General features: G+C 67.1%; 12 protein-coding genes and 1 pseudogene. 2 read left to right on the plus strand and 11 right to left on the minus strand.

Features of this window, described 5'->3' with window-relative positions; genetic code table 11:
- Positions 1 to 316: 316 nt before the first annotated feature.
- Positions 317 to 1,192 (plus strand): DUF4434 domain-containing protein, encoded by an 876-nt coding sequence (locus DM373_RS12090; protein ID WP_341866385.1) that lies wholly within the window; start codon positions 317 to 319, stop codon positions 1,190 to 1,192.
- A 1-nt stretch (position 1,193) separates the two neighbouring features.
- Here the strand turns inward: DM373_RS12090 and DM373_RS12095 are convergent, their stop codons facing one another.
- The 11 genes and pseudogenes from DM373_RS12095 to wecB all read right to left on the minus strand — a co-directional run bounded on the left by DM373_RS12095 (position 1,194) and on the right by wecB (position 16,603).
- Positions 1,194 to 2,321, minus strand: coding sequence for an acyl-CoA dehydrogenase family protein (locus DM373_RS12095; protein WP_110993808.1), 1,128 nt, complete (start codon positions 2,319 to 2,321; stop codon positions 1,194 to 1,196).
- Between the two features lie 6 nt (positions 2,322 to 2,327).
- Positions 2,328 to 2,987: an alginate O-acetyltransferase AlgF gene (locus tag DM373_RS12100; protein ID WP_110993809.1), complete on the minus strand. Its 660-nt coding sequence runs from the start codon at positions 2,985 to 2,987 to the stop codon at positions 2,328 to 2,330.
- Positions 2,984 to 4,456, minus strand: a complete 1,473-nt coding sequence (locus DM373_RS12105) for an AMP-binding protein (RefSeq protein WP_110993810.1) — start codon at positions 4,454 to 4,456, stop codon at positions 2,984 to 2,986. The genes DM373_RS12100 and DM373_RS12105 overlap by 4 nt, the downstream gene beginning before the upstream one ends.
- A gap of 33 nt (positions 4,457 to 4,489) precedes the next feature.
- Entirely contained in the window at positions 4,490 to 4,723 is a 234-nt protein-coding gene (locus tag DM373_RS12110) for an acyl carrier protein (protein ID WP_110993811.1), read from the minus strand.
- Between the two features lie 18 nt (positions 4,724 to 4,741).
- Positions 4,742 to 6,316: an MBOAT family O-acyltransferase gene (locus tag DM373_RS12115; protein WP_110993812.1), complete on the minus strand. Its 1,575-nt coding sequence runs from the start codon at positions 6,314 to 6,316 to the stop codon at positions 4,742 to 4,744.
- Complete coding sequence (locus tag DM373_RS12120) at positions 6,306 to 7,433, minus strand: alginate O-acetyltransferase AlgX-related protein (protein ID WP_110993813.1); 1,128 nt, start codon at positions 7,431 to 7,433, stop codon at positions 6,306 to 6,308. Before DM373_RS12120 ends, DM373_RS12115 begins: the two co-directional genes overlap by 11 nt.
- Positions 7,434 to 7,436: 3 nt before the next feature.
- Positions 7,437 to 8,432: an alginate O-acetyltransferase AlgX-related protein gene (locus tag DM373_RS12125; protein ID WP_110993814.1), complete on the minus strand. Its 996-nt coding sequence runs from the start codon at positions 8,430 to 8,432 to the stop codon at positions 7,437 to 7,439.
- Positions 8,433 to 8,443: 11 nt separating this feature from the next.
- Positions 8,444 to 11,221 carry an NfrA family protein gene (locus DM373_RS12130; RefSeq protein WP_110993815.1) on the minus strand — a complete coding sequence of 926 codons (2,778 nt, stop codon included), beginning with the start codon at positions 11,219 to 11,221 and terminating at the stop codon, positions 8,444 to 8,446.
- A 77-nt stretch (positions 11,222 to 11,298) separates the two neighbouring features.
- A pseudogene (locus tag DM373_RS12135) lies at positions 11,299 to 12,945 on the minus strand (glycosyl transferase family protein); the annotation flags it as partial.
- Positions 12,946 to 12,961: 16 nt separating this feature from the next.
- Positions 12,962 to 15,166, minus strand: coding sequence for a hypothetical protein (locus DM373_RS12140; RefSeq protein WP_208642794.1), 2,205 nt, complete (start codon positions 15,164 to 15,166; stop codon positions 12,962 to 12,964).
- A gap of 300 nt (positions 15,167 to 15,466) precedes the next feature.
- The gene (gene wecB / locus DM373_RS12145) at positions 15,467 to 16,603 is read right to left on the minus strand and encodes a non-hydrolyzing UDP-N-acetylglucosamine 2-epimerase (protein ID WP_110993817.1); all 1,137 of its coding nucleotides are present in this window, start codon (positions 16,601 to 16,603) and stop codon (positions 15,467 to 15,469) included.
- 194 nt (positions 16,604 to 16,797) lie between these two features.
- On the opposite strand from wecB, the gene DM373_RS12150 reads away from it, so the two are divergent.
- Positions 16,798 to 17,880, plus strand: a complete 1,083-nt coding sequence (locus tag DM373_RS12150; RefSeq protein ID WP_110993818.1) for an AI-2E family transporter — start codon at positions 16,798 to 16,800, stop codon at positions 17,878 to 17,880.
- Positions 17,881 to 17,894: the final 14 nt, after the last annotated feature.

The following is a 17,894-nucleotide window of genomic DNA, read 5'->3' on the forward strand; positions in this document are numbered from 1 at the left end:
GCAGGGGTCCGGGTATTGGCAGTTTGGCCAACTCGACGACCGCTCACGCGCAGGGAGTACAAATGTGCTCTGCGCGGGATGACGCCACACCGTGGCTGTTCAATCACGCAAACCCGCACGAGCGCATGGACGTCTTGACCCGCATCACAGCGCCAGCCATCGGTGACGATTTAAGGTAGGCTGCTGCGTTCCAGCACCACGTCACGAAAAGGACCTCACCATTTCCGTTCCCACCCTCAGCCGCCGCAGCCTGCTATGCCTGCTGGCCACCGCGCCCATCCTCGCCAGCCTGCCGGGCTGCACCCGTTCCACCGGCCTGCAGGGCAGCTTCCTGCAACTGTGGAAAAGCCACGCCGACCTCAACCCGCAGCAATGGCGCCAGCGCCTGGCGGCCATGGCCGACATGGGCTGCCGCACGGTGACGCTGCAGTGGGTCGGGCTGATCGGCGGGCAATCGCCGTGGATGATCCCCGAGGACATGCTGCGCAACGTCTTCGACATCGCCCATGACGAGGGCATGCAGGTACAAGTCGGGCTGCCGTTTGACAATGCCTGGTGGCAGGCGCTGTCGGCAGACGCGCAGGGGCAGGCGCAGTTCTTCGCCAAGGCCCTGGGCGAGGCGCAGGGCTACATGGCTGCTGCGCCCTGGCCGCAGCACCGCGCCTTTGCCGGCTGGTACATCCCCTACGAGCTGGAGCAGTACCACTGGGCCAGCGCCGACAGCCAGCAGCGCCTGGCCGCCTGGTTGACGGCGATGTCTGCCAGCACCCGGCAGCACAGTGACTGCGTCCCGTCGATTTCCACCTACCACAGCGTGCTGCCCACCGAGGGTTCGCTGCTGCAGCTATGGCGCACGCTGCTCGACAGCACCGCGTTGCGGCCGGTGGTGCAGGATGGCGTCGGTGTGGCCGGCTGGGCCAACCTGCAGGCCATCGAACCGCTGCTGCTGGAGCTGCGCCGGCGCAAGGTGCCATTCGATGTGGTGGTGGAGTTGTTCGAGCAGTTGCCGTCGGAAAAAAACGACGGCACCGACTTCAAGGCACGTTCGGCGGATTACGCCCGGGTACAGCGGCAGTTGGAGTGGGCCCGCACCACGGGCGCCGAGCAGGTCGTGGCGTTTGCCCTCGACCCGTGGGCGCTGGGGGATGACCCGCGCGCCCGCAGGTTGCGTGAGGATTGGCTGCGCGGCTGAATCAGAGGCTGCGCCCGATGATCTCGCGCATGATCTCGCTGGTGCCGCCGAAAATGCGCAGCGCCCGGGCATCGGCCCAGGCACGGCCGATACCGTACTCGCTGCTGTAGCCATAACCGCCGTGCAGCTGCAGCAGCTGGTCGAGGATCTGCCCCTGGATCTCGCTGGCATTGAGCTTGGCCATGGCCGCCACCACCGGGTCCAGGCTGCCCTCAATCAGCTGCCATGCGCAGTCGTCGAGGAACACCCGCAGCATGGTCAGCCGCGAACGGGCATCGGCGAGGATGAAGCGGTTGTGCTGGTGGTCGCTGACGCGCTTGCCGAATACCTTGCGTTCGCGGGTATAGGCCAGCGTCTGCTCGAGCATGCCCTCGGCATGGGCGGCGGCGCGCAGGGCGATGGCCAGGCGCTCGCGGGCAAGCTCGCGGCCGAGGTATTCGAAGCCTGCGTTCTCCTCGCCCAGCAGGCAGTCGGCAGGCACGCGCAGCTCGTCGAAGAACAGCTCGCAGGTGTCCTGGGCATGCTGGCCGATCTTGGCCATGGCCGGGCCCTTGCTCAGGCCCGCCAGGCCCGCCTCGACACAGAACAGCGACAGGCCGCGGGCGCCCAGGTCGGGCTCGGTGCTGGCGACCACGATGATCAGGCCGGCGTTGACGCCGTTGGTGATGAAGGTCTTCTGGCCATTGAGCACATAGTGCTCGCCGTCACGCCGGGCACGGCAGCGCACGGCCTTGAGGTCGCTGCCGGCGCCGGGCTCGGTCATGGCGATGGCGCCGATCAATTCGCCGGCGGCCATGGCCGGCAACCAGCGGTCTTTCTGTGCCGGGGTGCCGAGGTTGTACAGGTAGGGCGCGACCATGTCGGAATGGATCGAAAAGCCGATGCCCAGGCAGTTGGCCCGGGCCAGTTCCTCGATCACCACCACGGCATGGCCGAAGTCGCCATCGGCACCATAGGGGGCAGGCAGCGCCGGGCACAGCAGGCCTTGGGCGCCGGCGTCGCGCCACAGCGCGGTGGGCGTTATGCCCTCACGCTCCCAGTCGGCGTAGTGGGGCAGGATGCGTTCCTCGACAAACCGCCGGACCTGGTCGCGAAACAGCAGGTGATCGTCACGAAAGAGTGGGCGCATGGCGGTTTACCGGGTGTAGGGTGCGGTGCTGCTGAGCTCGCCGCGCAGCACCGGTTGTTCGGCGCTGCCGGTGAGGAACAGCGCGTAGTGATCGCCCGGCTGCAGCTGCGGCAAGGGCAGTGGCTTGGCCTGCGCCGCGCCGCAGCCGGCGGTCAAGGTGGCGCTCACCGGGTTGATCGCCCGCGCCTGGCTGGTCTGCCGGGGCACGTCGGCGAACAGGGTCGGGCCGGCCTGCACCTGCAACTGGCCGGCAGGGCAGTCGCTGGCCAGGTTGTAGAAACGCAACTCGGCCTTCAGGGCATCGTCGCTGGCCGCGCTGTCGTCCAGCACCAGCAGCTTGCCATCGTGCAGCACCAGGCTCTGGTAGCTGTCGGCGGCCACGCTGAGGGTGCCGGCGCTCTTGCCGGCGATCAGCACGGTGAACGGCTCGCCGCCCTTGACCACGTTGTAGCTGCTGGCCAGCTGGCCGGCCGCCAGTTGCTGCGCCGGGTTATGCCCGACTTGCACCTGCACGCCGCCCGCCGCTGGCTGCAGCACGCGAACGAACGCCGAGCCAGCCGGTGGGCGCGGCGCATACAGCTGCGCCAGCTTGCCCTCGGCCTGGGCGACGGTGGGCAGCGCGCTGCACAGCAGCAGGGCGCCTGTGAGCAGGGCGAGGGCTTTCATACAGTCTCCTTGGGGCGTTTTACCCGGGCTTGCTGGTACAGCTCGGCCAGGCGCTTGCGGTCGACCTTGTCGGACAGGGTGCCGGGGAAGCGGCCGCAGGCCAGCAGTTCGGACGGGATCATATAGGACGGCAGGCTGCCTGCCAGCCGCTGTTTCCAGTCGGCCAGGGCCTCGGGCAACGGGCCCAGGGTGGCCGCCGGCAGGTGCCCGGGGGTTTCGATGAAGCCGACCATGCGCACCAGTGCACCGTCGGGGCGGCGCAGGGCAATGGTGGCGGCGTTGTCGACCCCAGGCAGGCTGGCCAGCCCGGCGTCCACTTCGCCCAGCTCGATCCGGTAGCCATTGAGCTTGATCTGGTCGTCGCGCCGACCATGGAAGAACACCCGGCCTTGATCGTCGATCTCGGCCAGGTCGCCGCTGCGGTAGGCGCGCTTGCCGTTGTGCTGGAACAGCACGGCCTCGCTCAGGTCCGGGCGATTGAGGTAGCCACGCATAACGTGGTCGCCGGCAATGCACAGTTCGCCGTCGTCGAGGAACAGCTCGGCATAGGGCTTGGCCCGGCCGATGGACAGCGGCTGGGCAGCGTTCGCAAGCGGCGGCAGGATTTCGATCCAGGTGGTCGAGCAGGTGGCTTCGGTCGGCCCGTAGGAATTGATGATCCGCGCCTCGGGGAAGCGCTCCCACAGCTGGTTGGCCAGGGTCGGGGTCAGCGATTCGGCACCGAACACGAATACCCGCAAGGCGGGCAGGTGACTGGCGTCGAAGGCATCGTTGAGCAACTGCTGACGGACGAAGGACGGCGTCGAGGCCCATACCTGTACCTGGCTGTCGGCCAGGTAGTCGACAAAGCGCTCGGGGTCGCCGATCACCTCGCGCGGGCACAGTACGCACTGGCCACCCAGGGCCAGCGCCCCGCACAGGTCGAACAGCGAGAAGTCGAAGCTGAACAGCATCTGGTTCATGAACCGCGGCCGTTCGCCCAGGGCCAGGCAGTCGCGAATCCAGCCGGCGAACAGCGCCAGGCTGTCGCGGCCGATCTGCACGCCCTTGGGATCGCCGGTGCTGCCGGAGGTGAACATGACGTAGGCCAGGCCCGCCTCGGCCAGCGGTGCGGCGCAGGGCTGGCCTGCGCGGAACTGGTCCAGTTCTGCGTCGTAGCAATACCCGGCGCCCACCAGCTCGATGATGCGCTGCAGGCGCTGCGGCGGATTGATGCTGTCCAGTGGCACATAGGTCACGCCCAGGCGCAGGCAGCCGAGCATGGCCACGACGAATTCGATCTGCTTGTGGCCGCTGAGCACCAGCGCGGTGCCGGGCTGGATGCCCTGCGCGCGGGCACGCAGCGCCCAGGCCTCGACGGCCAGTTGCAGGCCGGCCCAGTCCAGTACCCGATGGGCGTCGCGCAGGGCAGGGGCGTCGGCGCCCTGGTGGCAGTCGGCGAACTCACAGCGGTCGAAATCGAAGTGCATCCGGCACTCTCCTGGGCGGTGGCCTGTGCAGGCTCAGCGGTTGTTCTGAATGAAGGCGGCGAGGGCGTCGAGCGATTCCAGGTGCTCGTCGATCTCGGTGGCCGGCACTTTGACGCCGAACGCATTCTTCACCGCCATGACGATGTCCACCGCGGTCATCGAATCGACCAGGCCGGACTCGATCAGCAGGTCGTCGTGGGCCACCGGGGTGCCGACCACGTTCTCGATGATGTCGGCCAGTTGTTGCTTGAGGGCTTGTTCGCTCATGTCAATCACTCCACGGAGTCAGAATTGGAAGTACAGGAAGCGTGCTTCCTTGTGCAGGTTCATCAGGCACAGCGCCAGCAGCAGCGCCATGATCAGCAGCCATTTGAGGGTCGGCGCCCAGCGCAGCGCGGCCGGGCCGTCGAGCTGCGCGCGGGCCAGGGACGGCGAGAAGCCGCCCATGATCTGTTGCGAATTGGGCAGGAACCAGGCCACGGACAGCACTGCCAGTACGTGCAGCGTCTCCAGGTGGCGGCCCACCAGCAGGCGCCAGGCGTCACCCCAGGTGATGCCGGCCGGGTACAGTACCTCGGGCAGGCTGCCCAGGCCACGCAGGCCGAACATGCCCTCGATCAGCAGCACGGCATCATGGGTGGACTCGGCGCGGAAGAAGGCCTGGGCAACGATCACCGCTGCGAAGGTCAGCAACACGTAGCCCGCCACTTTCAGCGGGTGCTGCGTGGCCTTGCTGTTGCGCCCGACCACGAAGATGCGCCAGGCATGGTTGATCGACAGGTAGGCGGCATGCAGCAGGCCGAAGATCAAGAATTGCAGGCCCGCGCCGTGCCAGATACCGGCCAGGCCCATGGTGAAGGTGGTCGGCAGGATGATCGCCGCGGCGAAGCCGCCCGGCGTCGCCGCACCCTGGGTGCCGACCGGCAGCCCGCGCTTGCCGCGCCACTCCGACACCGCCATGGCCACCGGGTAATACAGGTAGGCGGTCAGGTAGCGGGTCAGGGTCATGTGCCAGCGGGCCCAGAAATCGATGATGTTGCTGGCCTTGTACGGCGAGTTGAAGTTCAGCGGGAAGCGAATGCCGAACATCTTGGCCAGGCCCAGGGCCATGTCCGAGTAGCCGGAGAAGTCGAAGTACAGCTGCAGCGCGTAGGCGATGCCGGTGCCCCACGCCGCCCAGAACCCGAGGCTGCCAGGGTCGGCGAAGCCGGCGTCGGCATAGGGGGCGATCGGGTCGGCCAGCAGCACTTTCTTGGCCAGGCCGATGACGAACAGCATGCCGCCAACGCTCAGGTTCTCGGCGCGGAACCGGTAGTTATCCGGCTGGGCGAACTGCGGCATCATTTCCTTGTGGTGCAGGATCGGCCCGGCGATCAGGTGCGGGAAGAAGGTCACGAAAAGCACATAGCTGAGCAGGCTGCGTTCCTTGACGATGCCGGCACGGCAGTCGAGCAGGAAGCCGATCTGGGTGAAGGTGAAGAACGAAATGCCCAGGGGCAGGATGATGTCGTCCAGGCGGGTGCCGGCCAGGCCCCAGTCCTGGGCGAAGTTCACCAGGGTGACGAAGTACTTGTAGTGGAACAACAGCGCAATGTCGGCACCGACCCCGGCCGTGGTGATCAGCAGTTGCAGGCGTGAGCGCCCGGCCGTGCCGAGGATGGCCAGGCTGACCAGGTAGTTGAAGGCGATCGAGCCGATCAGCAGCAGCACGAACTGCGGGTTCCACCAGCCGTAGAACACGATCGAGGTCACGCACAGCCACAGCGCGGCGCCGCGCAGGCTGCGGGCGGCGATCAGGTAGTGGGCGGCCAGGGTCAGCGGCAGGAACAGCAGCAGGAAGAGGTAGGAGTTAAAGAGCATGGTCGGCCTGCGGTTCAGGTAGCGTTGCCAGCACGGCGCGCTCGTCGGCGGTCAATGGCAGCGACAGGGCGCTTTCGGAGAATTCCCAGATCACCAGCTTGAGGCTGGCCGGCCAGCGCTCACGCTTGCCCAGCGCGGCCAGCAGCGCACCGCTGAACTGGCCGCCGTCCAGGCTCTGGTTCCACACCTGCTGGCCAAGGTTGCGGCCCAGGCGTTCGGCAAAGGCGCTGCGCCGGCCGTTGGAACTGCCCGCCAGCAGCACCTGCACCGGCGGGGTGTCGTCGAGCAGGCCGCCACCGCGCTGCACCTGGATCTGCTGCGGGTGTTCGTCTTCCACGGCCGGGCGCCAGGCACTGGCGGCGTGCTCAAGGCCCGCCAGCACGATCAGGTCGCCCATGCGCGGTTGCGCGGCGCCAACCTGGGAGCTGGTGAACAGCTGGTCGCGCTTGCCATCGAGCAGCGCCAGGGCGCTGGCGGCCACGGCATCGGCGGCGCGCTGGGCGCCGTCGGCATTGAGGTGCACATCGGTGCGGAAGAACTGCGGCGGGGTTTGCGGGCCGTGGGCCAGGGCCGCACCGAGGTCGGCATAGGGCACGCCCTGGCTGGCCAGGCTGGCTTGCCACTGGCCCAGGCGTGCCTGCAGTTGCGGCGACTGCTGCAGGCCGCAGAGGGCCTGGCTTTCGATACGGGATTTGTCCGGCACGGCCACCAGCAGCACCTGCAGGCCCTGGCTACGCAGTTGCCCGACCCAGTGCTGCATCAGCCGCAGGCGCGCTTCATAGGCGCCTTTTACGCCGGCCTGGGCGCGCAGGCCGTCGCGATAGAACAGCCAGCCCGGGCAACCCTGTACCACCTGGTCGCCCAGGTCGCCGAGCAGGCGATAGCGCACCGCCGCGCTCAGGGTGTCGGCGTTTTTCTGCAGTTCCGGCTGCAACGCATCGCCCAGGGCCTTGCCGGCCTCGCCGTCGAACCAGGCCGCCGGCTGCAGCTGGGCGGCATCGAGCTTGCTGTTGAACAGCAGCCACAGGCCACAGGCCTGGGCCAGCAGCAACAGGCCGATCACCGCGGCGGTATAGCCACGGTGCGAAGGGGTGACGGGGGTCGCCTGTTCAGCCATGGCTCATTTTCCGGCAGCGGCGCGCAGGCGCTGACGCCAGGTGTCGGCGCTCATGATCGAGGCGTTGTCCCACAGGCCGCTGGCCTGGGGGCCCTGGGCGTAGGTGGGCTCGAACATCTGCCACACCAGCACCTGGGGCGGGTTGCGCTTGAAGTCGGCCGATTCCAGGTACTCAAGCAACATGATCCACTGGCCGACGTTGCCGGGCTTCCAGTTCACCGACACCGGGCGGTCGATGCTGTTGGACAGTTTTTGCGGGAAGCCGAAGTACGGCTGCACCATGCTGTGGCCGGTCACGTGCAGCGGCGCCGGGGCGTCGTCGAGCAGGCCGCTGGCCGCGGCCTGACGGCGCACGGTAAAGGTTTCGCGGCCGGTCTGCTTGCGCTGCTCGGGGGTGAGGAAGCGCTCGGCCAGGTCGCCGTAGCGGCGCTCCTTGAACTCGCTGCCCAGCTGCATGCCACTGCCGGCAGTGCCCTTGAGCGCCGGTACATCGCGGCGGGCCTGCTCGGCGGTGGCTTGCGCCGTGGCGTCGGCGGCGGCCTGGGTCCAGTGCTGGTCGGTGCGGTAGAACACGTCCTTGCCGGCGGCCTTGAGCTGGCGCAGCACGGCCTCGTCGTCGATGGCGCTGATACCGGCCTTGCGCAGGCTGGCCAGGATGGTCTGGTAGCGCTGCTGCACGGCAGGGCTCAGGGCTTTGCCGGCGGGCAGCTTGTCCTGGTAGAAGCGGGTCTTGTCAGGCAGCACCAGCACCTGCAACTGCACGCCGCGCGCGGCCAGGGCCTGCTGGGCGTCCTTGATCAGCGCGGTGGAGGCTTCGATGCCGCGGCTGTCGACCTCGGTGAGGCTGCCCCAGCCGGGGAACAGCCAGCCGTCGTTGCCACGCAGCACGATCGACGAGTCATCGGCCTGGGCGGCGGGCACGGCAAAGCCGATGCTGGCGGCCAGCAGGCTGGCGGCGAGGCCTTTGAAGGAGCGGGTGAGCACAGAAGACGGCAGCATGGCGGGGGTCCTCAATACGACAGAGTCAGGTTCATGAACAGGCCCTCGGCCCGGTCGGAGGCACCGCCGCCAATGGCGAAGCGGTATTGGGCCGTCCAGTCCAGGTAGGAGCGGGGCGTATGGTAGTGGTCTTCGCGGAAGTAGTAGCGCAGGGCGACACCAGGGCCGGCGGCCATGGACCAGGAGCTCTGGTCGCGGGTCATGGAATATTTGCCGCTGGCATCCTCCAGCAGGCCACTTTTGCCCTTGAGATGGGTCACTTCGTCCTTTTGCCAGATCCAGTCGGCTGCCCCAACCACATGTGGGAACAGCACCAGATTTGGCGAGATCTCGGTGAGCCGGAAGCTGCGCCCCAAGCGAACCTCGTTGCTGAGGAACAGCTGTCTGCGCAGCAATTGGCCATCGGCTGTGCCCAGCGCTCGGGTACGCGAGCCTTCGTTGTCGACGTCATACAGTGTGTATTTCGCGGCGTTGTCTTCCAGCGAATAACCCAGTTGCGAATAAGCATCCACGGTCCACCAACTGCGCTCCATGCGCAGTTCGGTGCCACGGTAGAAACCGTAGGTTGCATAGGCGAGCCAACCGCCGGCGCTGTCGTCCTTGAGTTTGTAAGTCATCAAGGCACCGTTGATACGCTCAGCAGGGTCCTGAACATCTCGGTTGACATTTTCAACGGTTCGTTGAACTTCGCAGCGCACGCTGTTTTTGCCTGGGTTCGCGGTGCCTTCGCGGGTCGCCGAGCCGACCAGGAAGCGCCGTTCGAGGCCGAACGTGAAGCCGGTATCGGAAAGCGAATAACGCACGCCCAGGGAAGCAATGGTGCTGGGGAAGCCACTGACCGATTTCGAATCGGTCGAGCCGTTGTCGTCCAGCGCCTGGTGGCTGCAAGGGTCGATTGCACCTGCTGATTTGAAGCGGCCACCTTCATCCCACAGGGTATTGCTCATCCGCCCATAGACCTCCAGCACGCCGTTCTGGTCATTGAACTGGCTGGGCCGCCAGTACAGTTCGGCGGTGCTGAAGATCGAGTCGCCGGCCGAGCTTTGCCCGGCGTTGGCGATGGTGGTGCTCGGGCGCGCGCCGCGGTAGCTGGCGGTCACGGTGGCACCCCATTCGCGGTCATAGGCGGTGATGGCGCTGCGGGTGTTGTGGCGCTGCTGTTCATCCAACTGCAGGGTGCCGGCATCGTCCATGTCGATGGCGTGCTTGAGCTGGCGAACGGCGGCCGGCTTTTCACCCATGGCCGACAGCGCATAGGCCTCGTCGAGCACCACGGTCTTCGGCGCCTTGCCGGTGTCGCGGGCGGCGCGGAAGTCCTCACGGGCGCGGGCGGGTTGGGCCGTGCGCATGCGCAGGTAGCCGCGCTGCATCAGCAGCTCGGCATCGCTGGGTGTACGGGCGATGGCGTCGCTCAGGCGCTGCTCGGCTTCGGCGGCCTGCTGCGGGGTGCCGGCGGCCAGGGCGGTGGTGAGCAGGCGCTGGAACTCTAAGTTGTCCGGGTCCTGTTCGACGGCCTTGCGCGCCTGCTCGATCGCTATCTGGTAGTCCTGGCGGGCATAGGCGGCGTAGGCCTCGCTGGCCGGGCCGGCGGCGCCGCCGGCATCGGCGGGCAACAGTTCGCACTGGGTGCCGTAGGGGGTGTCCTGGCACGACTGGCGCGGCGCCGGGTAGGTGCTCAGGTTCAGCGCAGCGGCCGCGGGGCGCGCATCGGCCAGGGCCTGCTGGCGTTTGCCCACGGCCTCGTCACTGGCGTCCATGGGCGCCAGCAGGGCCGTGGCGCGGCCTTTGTCGCCGCCGGCCAGGGCCGCGTCGATGGCGATCAGGCGCACGTTGCGCAGTTGTTCCTCGTCGAGCCAGTCCTGGGCCAGGGCGCTGTCGAAGTCGCTGTCGGCGGCCTGGGCGTTGCCCTGGTACTGGCGCAGGTAGCCGCGCATCACCAGCATCACGGTGCTTTCGTCATCGGCTTCGAGTGCTTGGTTGGCGGCTTGCTCGGCGGCGGCGGGCTGGTTGTCCAGCAGCAGCACGGTCACCAGCAGCAGGCGGTGGCTGGCGATGTCCGGCGCCAGGCGCACGGCTTCGCGGGCCAGCGGCACGGCATCGCCGGGGCGGTTGGCGATCAGCGCCTGATAGGCCTGTTCGGCCGGGCGCACGGCCATGCGCCGGTTCAGGGTCTGGCGGCGGGCTTCCAGGTCGCTGGTGTTGGGGGCGCCCAGGCTGATCGCCGTGCCGGCGGCGGTGGCGGCGTCGGCCCAGCGTTGCTGCGCCTCCAGGCTGTCGAGCCAGAGCAGGGCCCAGGCGCCTTGGCTTGGGTCGGTACGAAACGCCCGCTCGCCATCGCGCTCGGCGGCGGCCATGTCGCCGGCGTTGTAGGCCGCGTAGGCCTTGGTCGCCAGCGGGAAGCCACGCTGGTAAGCCGCCGAAGGTGCCGGGCCGGTGGCAGCCGGGGCATTTTGTTGCAGGTTGGTCACCGCCGCCTGCAGGCCGGGGTCGCGCACGCCGCGCTTGAGCGCGCTTTGCGCCGCCTGGCGGGCTTCGTTGCGCCGGCCGAGCTTCTGCAGGGTGTAGACCTTGAGCAGGTTCAGCCGGGCCACGTCAGGGCGCAGCTTGAGGGCGGCGTCCACCTGTTGCAGGGCATCGCGGTAGCGCCCCGACTGGTAGCTGCGAAAGGCCTGGTCGGCCTGTTCCCAGGCCACGCCTTCAAGCGGCACCTCGGCGGCCAGGGCGGTGGGCAGGTTGGCGCAGGCAAGCCAGGCACCGAACAACAGGATGGCGGGGCGAGCAGGGGTCATGTCAGTGCGGCAGCCTGGGTCTTCTTCGCCGCCGAAGCGGGTGTGGTTTCGGGGATGGACGCTGCGGGCTCGCCGTTTTCCTGCTGGAACAGGATGGCCTCGTTGAGCGTGTCCGCATCCAGGTAGCCGTGCTCGAGCAGGATCTGCCCCAGCGGCTTGTGTTCTTCGGCCTGGGCCTTGAGGGCCTGGGCCAGGATATCGTCGTCGATGGCGCGCCACGACAGCAGCAGTTCGCCAAGGCGCAGGCGCTGCTGGTGCAACTGGTCGGCCGAGGGGAAGTCGTGCATGGTCTTGTCCCAGACCAGCTTCTTGCCCAGGAACAGGTAGCCCAGGTACAGGCGCCAGGCCCGTGCCGCGGCCATGGCATTGATGAAGTTGCCGATGATCATCCGCGGCCCCGACAGCAGGGCGTGTTCCCAGCCATACAGGCGGCCGACGAAGTACGCGCGCTGCAGGATACGCAGGCTCAGGGCCAGGGTGTTGGCCCACATCAGGTCGAGCAGCAGGCTGTTGGGCGAGAACACCGACGGGAAGAACACCTTCCAGTGGCCGGTGGCGCTGATCCCCAGGAAGATCAGGTGCTGGAACAGCAACACGTACGCAAGGATGGCCACGAACGAGGTGATCAGGCCCTTGCGGTCGCGGAACAGCAGGTACTTGGTCGCCAGCGAGCCTTCCCAGCCCACCTGGCTCCAGCCTTGCAGGCCGATGCCCAGGGTCCAGCGGGCCTTTTGCCGGTAGGCGGTGCGGAAGGTGTCGGGGAAATACTCACGCACGCCCAGGGGCATGTGTACGGCCACCATCTTTTCCTTGCCGTTGCCGAACCAGGTGGTGCGCTTGGCCACGTAGTCCACCGGGAACTTGCCGAAGATCTGCTTCATGCCGCGCCGCGCCAGGCGCGCGCCGATGTCGTAGTCCTCGGTGAGGGTGTCGGTGTTGAACGGCTGGTTGTTGGTCTCGGCCGACAGCTCCAGCAACGCCTTGCGCGAGAAGCAGGTGCCGACACCGGCCGACGGCACCATGCGCGACATGCTCTCGCGCACCACCAGGTCCTTGGTGTGCCATTCGGCGAACTCGTCCATGTAGGTGCCGGCCACCAGTTCGTACCAGTCACGCTCCAGGGAGGTGACCGGCAGCTGGATGAAGTCGATGCGCGGCAGCAGGTAGTTGAAGTAATGCAGCTCCAGGCGGTGCAGCACGTCTTCGCTGTCGTGCAGGATCATCCCGGCGAAGGGCTCGGGCATGCGCGCGTCCTGGGCGAAGATCGCCTGGATGATCCAGTTCAGGCAGTCGGCCTTGCAGGTCGGGCCGTCATGGGGCACTTCGACCCGGATCAACTGCTTGTAACGCCGACGCATGCGCTCCACCTCGTCGATGGTGCGCTGGTCGTTGCAGTAGGTGCCGACGAAGATGTAGTAGTTCTTGTAGTCCAGCGAGCCGACCATGTTCTCCAGCATCGGCGCGATCACGTCGTACTCCAGCCACGCCGGGATCATGATCGCCAGCGGCTGCTCGGGCTTGGCGCGCAGCTGCTCCACCGTCAACGCCTGGTAGCGCTTGCGGCGGATCAGCAGCTTGCGGTACGTCTGGCGCACCCAGTACCAGGTATCGATGAACAGGTCATCGAGGCTGGACAGCAGGATCAGCACACCGACGACGGCGGTGACGATCTCCAGCCCCCGGTAATACTCCGCCAGCAGGTACGGCCAATAGAGTGAGAACATGCGCGCTTACCCCGGCCTACTTGCCTTTGTGCTTCAGACGCAGCCGGCGAGCGACCACACCCAGCAGCACCAGCAGCAGGACGATGCCGGACAAGGTGGGCAACGCCCACACCAGCTGCTTGCGCCACTGGTGGAACGGCGTGCCGGCCAGGTTGAGTTCCGGGTCGGTGGTGTCGACCCAGGTCAACGGGCCTTGCTCGCCAACCACCACGGCATTGCCCTGGGTCAGCAGGAAGGGTACCTGCGGCACCATGGCCGGGTTGCCCAGGCTGTTCCAGAGCACGCCGTGCTGGCCGCTGGAGTCGACCACCGACAAGGTGCCCAGACCTTGTGGCCCCTGCAGGTCGAGGGCCAGTTGCTGGTTGCCCTGGGCCTGCAGGCGTTGCAGCTCGGCGACGCCCAGCACCGGCTTGGCGCCGGGCAGTTGCACATCCACGGCCAGGAACGGCCGCGACGGCGCGACCTCTGCCTTGCCGTCGGCCAGCACCAGCTCGGCATTGACCGGCGACAGCGAGGCGGCGCTGGCCAGGCGGATCAGTTTGCCCAGGTTGGCCACCGGGGTTTGCAGGGCGGCCTGGTCGACGATCACCTGGGGTTTGCCGGCCAGCAGTGGCAGCAGGCCGATGAAGGTCCCGTCGGGTTCGGCGTCGGCCGAGCTCAGGTAGCTGCTGGGCAGCACGTTGACCGGGTAGGCCTGAGGGATCTCGGCGCAGTTTGGCGAGCTCGGCTGGCGCTGGAAGCGCACCTGCACGGTATTGGTGACGCCCAGGGCGTAGCCTGGGATGCGCGCCTTCAGCCGCTCGGGGCTGCCATCGGCATCCAGTTGCGCGGCGTTGAGCAGCACGTTGTTCCAGATCACCGAGGCAACCGGCGGGGTCGGCGAGGCGCCCGGCGCGGCGGCGAGGTCGAGGTTGAGTTCCCCCGGCATGCGGCCGTTGCTCGACACGGCGCTGAGCGGGAAGGTGGCGGTCCACTCGCCGCGGCTGACCACGTCGAAGGTGCCGAAGTTGCCGCCCAGGGCGCTCAGGCGCAGATGGCCGTGATCGTTGCGCAGCGCGTCGCCCACTTCCTTGACCTGCGCTTCGCGCGACACCAGCACATTGCGCCAGTTCGCGTCGAACACGCCGGCGGCCTTGGCGCCGGCATCGGCAGCCACGGCCACCAAGGCTTGGCGGCCCAGGCTGAGCAGTTGCAGTTGCTGGCTGGGCAGGGCGCCCGTAGCCAGGCTGGCCTTCTGCTTGCGCCATTGCGCCATTGCGCCATTGCGCCATTGCGCCAGGGCGGCGAGGGCGGCCTGGTCGTCCTGCAGCTGTTGCGCCAGGGCGTCCAGGGCCGCGTTGAGCTGTGCTGCCAGCGCGTTGTCGGCGACGGCCAGGTCGGCGCGGATCGCCGGGGCATCGAGCAGCAGCAGGGCACCCAGCTCGGCCGGGCTGGCCAGGGTGTGGCTGGCCTGGCTGCTCAGGGCGGCGAAGGCTGGGACTTTGACCAGGGCCGCCGGCACCTCGATGCCAGCCAGCGACACGCTGTCGCCGACTTGCGGCAATGCACGTACCTGGGCGCGGCGGGCGCTGCGCTCCAGGGCCACGCCCAGGCGCCAGGCGCTGTCGAAGCTGTTGCGTTCGAGCGCACCGGCCGCTACCAGAATCACCGGCTCACCCGGCAGGCTGCTCCAGGCTTCAGCCAGGCTGCCCAGGGCCGACATCGAGTAGCGGTAGCTCAGGCGCGTCTGTGGCGACAGGGTCAGCACGTTGGCGGTGGCCCGTGGCGGGGCGCAGAAGTCCTCCGAAACCGGCGAACTCCAGTCCAGGGTGAAATTGACGAAGCCACTGACGTGCTTGCCGCTGTCCACTGCCAGGGTTCGGCTGAGGTCGCCTTCGGCGCGGTTGACGCGTTCGGCCACGCGGGGCTGGCCATCGACGGCCAGGCGCAGGGTGGCAGGCTGCTCTTCACCTTTGATGAACTGGCCCTTGAGTTCGATCTGCGCATCGCTGATCGCCACGCCCTTGGGCACCGGCAGGAAGAACGCCTGGCGGTTGTCGGCCTGGTCGAGCACCACCGGGTTGGTGATGCCCAGGTCCTTGAGCGAAACGCTGCGTGACACCCAATCCTGGGCCATCAGCGCTTGCAAGGCATCGCTGGCAGGGGTGGCGTGGGCGAGGAGCGGGGAGGTAAGGGCAGTGCCCAGAACGGCGAACTGCAAGCGGCGAGTCGTGTGGCTCAACGATCTAGTCCTTGAAGGTTCAGTGGCGTTGGCAGCGCTCAGCGGGCGTGCAAACGTGTGCGCCGACAGGCGTTTTAAGGCGCAGGTCTTCGCGTGGGTACTCGGGTAATCAGTGACGATGGGGGGAGCGAACGCTGTCAAACGGTCGTTCGAACGCGATGCCACTTCGTCAAGACATCGGAGGCGTACTCTCTAATATCAAAGTGCCCATGTCAATATTTTGATGCTTTTTTGTAAGAAAATTCGACCGGCGACGTCGGACCAAATGACGTCGCCGATTTATTGACGCTAGGTCGGCATTCAGTGCGTTCCGAAGGGGGTGAATGGTCGCCCGAGCAGGGCATTGACGATGCGCTCGCTGGCGTTGCCGTCGCCATAAGGGTTGACGCTGCGCGCCACCTGAGCGTAGAGCGCGTGATCATCAAGCATGGCCTGCACCGCCTGGACGATCCGCGCGCTGTCGGTGCCCACCAGCTTGACCGTGCCGGCGGCCACGGCTTCCGGGCGCTCGGTGGTGTTGCGCATGACCAGCACCGGCTTGCCCAGGTGCGGCGCTTCTTCCTGCACGCCGCCGGAGTCGGTCAGCACCAGGTGGGCGCGCTGCATGAACCAGACGAACTCCAGGTAGTCCAGCGGGTCGATCAGCTGCACGTTGGGGTTGTCGCCGAGCACCGTCATGACCACATCGCGCACCTGCGGGTTGAGGTGCACCGGGTAGACGATCTGCACATCGTCGCGCTTGGCCAGTTCGCCCAGGGCCTGGCAGATCTGCCGGAAACCTTCACCGAAGTTCTCCCGGCGGTGGCCGGTGACCAGTATCAGTCGGCGGCTGGCGTCGAGCCACGGGTAGCGGCTGGCGAAGCCTTCGCCGATCTCGGGCTCGCGGTCGAGTTTCTGCAGGATCAGGTCCAGGGCATCGATCACGGTGTTGCCGGTAACGTGGATCTGCCCCTGCAGGTTCTCGTGCAACAGGTTGCCGCGCGAGGTGACGGTGGGGGCGAACAGCCAGCGGGCCATCACGTCCACCACGCGGCGGTTCATTTCCTCGGGGAAGGGCTGGGCCAAATCGCCGGTGCGCAGGCCGGCCTCGACATGGCCGATGGCGATGCCGCGGTGGAAGGCCGCCATGCTGCAGGCGGCGGCGGTGGTGGTGTCGCCGTGCACCAGCACGCAATCAGGCTTGAGTTCGTCGAGCAGGGCGTCGATACGGGTCATCAGGCGGGCGAACAGGCCATTGAGGGTTTGCCCCGGGATCATCACGTCGAGGTCGTGGTCCACCGGCACGGCAAACAGCTGCAAGACCTGGTCAAGCATCTGCCGGTGCTGGCCGGTGCTGCAGACGATGCTTTCGACACCCTCGGTGCGGGCCAGGACCTTGACCAATGGCGCCATCTTTATGGCTTCTGGGCGGGTGCCGAACAACGTCAGAACTTTCATCACGCACGACTCCACTCGTAAACGAACAGTTGAATGGCGCGGATAATACCGGATTGATATTGCAGTGCATTGATCTGATGCCGGAAGACGCAATTTATCCTGCGCCCTGTCGCCGTTTGCGACTTGCCGGTGCCGTACTAGGCTGCTGGATACCCGTGGCGGGCGTTGCCCCGCCACTGACCAGGAGGTGGCCCATGTTGCCTTTGCCTAACGAGCTCAAGCAGTCCCGGGCTTTGCTGGACGTGCTGATACGCGCAGGCCTGGTGGCCGCGCTGGTGGTCACCTGTTTTGCGGTGTTCCGCCCGTTTCTGAGCCTGATGCTCTGGGCGGTGATCCTGGCCATCACCTTCTACCCGTTGCATGGACGTTTGCGCGCCAGGCTTGGCTTGAAAAGCGGGCATGCGGCCAGCCTGATCATCCTGGTCACGCTGCTGATCCTGATGGTGCCGATCTACCTGCTGGGCGATTCCATCGCAGCGTCGGTGTCCGCGGCGATGGAGCTGTTCAAGAGCGGGGCCTGGCATGTGCCCCAGGCCAACCCGGTGGTGGCCACCTGGCCGCTGGTGGGGCCGCCGCTGTACGGCTTCTGGCAACAGGCGGCCACCGATGCCACCAGCCTGATCCAGAGCGTCACCCCGCACCTCAAGGGCATCGGCATGGTGGTGCTGGGCAAGCTGGCCGGGGTCGGCACCGGCTTCTTATTGTTTATCGGTGCGTTGATCCTGTCGGGCGTGGTGATGGCCTATGGCGACAACGGTGAGCGCAGCGCGGTGCAGATCGGCACGCGTATCTCCGGCGCCGAACGCGGCCCGCTGATCGCCGAGCTGTGCACCGCGACCATTCGTGCGGTGGCCCAGGGCGTGGTCGGCATTGCCTTCATCCAGATGCTGCTGGTGGGGCTCGGTTTCGTGCTCATGGGCATCCCCGGCGCCGGCCTGCTGGCCATTCTGGTGCTGCTGCTGGGCATCATGCAGTTACCGGTGTTGCTGATCACGCTGCCGGTGGTGGCCTTTGTGTTCTTTACCGAAGGCGCCAGTGTCGGCGCCGTGGTGTTTGCCGTGTACAGCGTGCTGGCCGGTATGGTCGACAACGTGCTCAAGCCCCTGCTGCTGGGGCGCGGGGTGAATGTGCCGATGCCGGTGGTGCTGATCGGTGCACTGGGGGGCATGGTTGCCGAAGGCATCATCGGGTTGTTCATCGGCCCGGTGATCCTGGCCATCGGCTACATGCTGTTCTGGCAGTGGGTGGAGCAGGGGCCGGCGTCAGGTAATGGATGATCAAGCGGAGGGGC

The organism is Pseudomonas sichuanensis (genome assembly GCF_003231305.1).
GTDB lineage: Bacteria > Pseudomonadota > Gammaproteobacteria > Pseudomonadales > Pseudomonadaceae > Aquipseudomonas > Aquipseudomonas sichuanensis.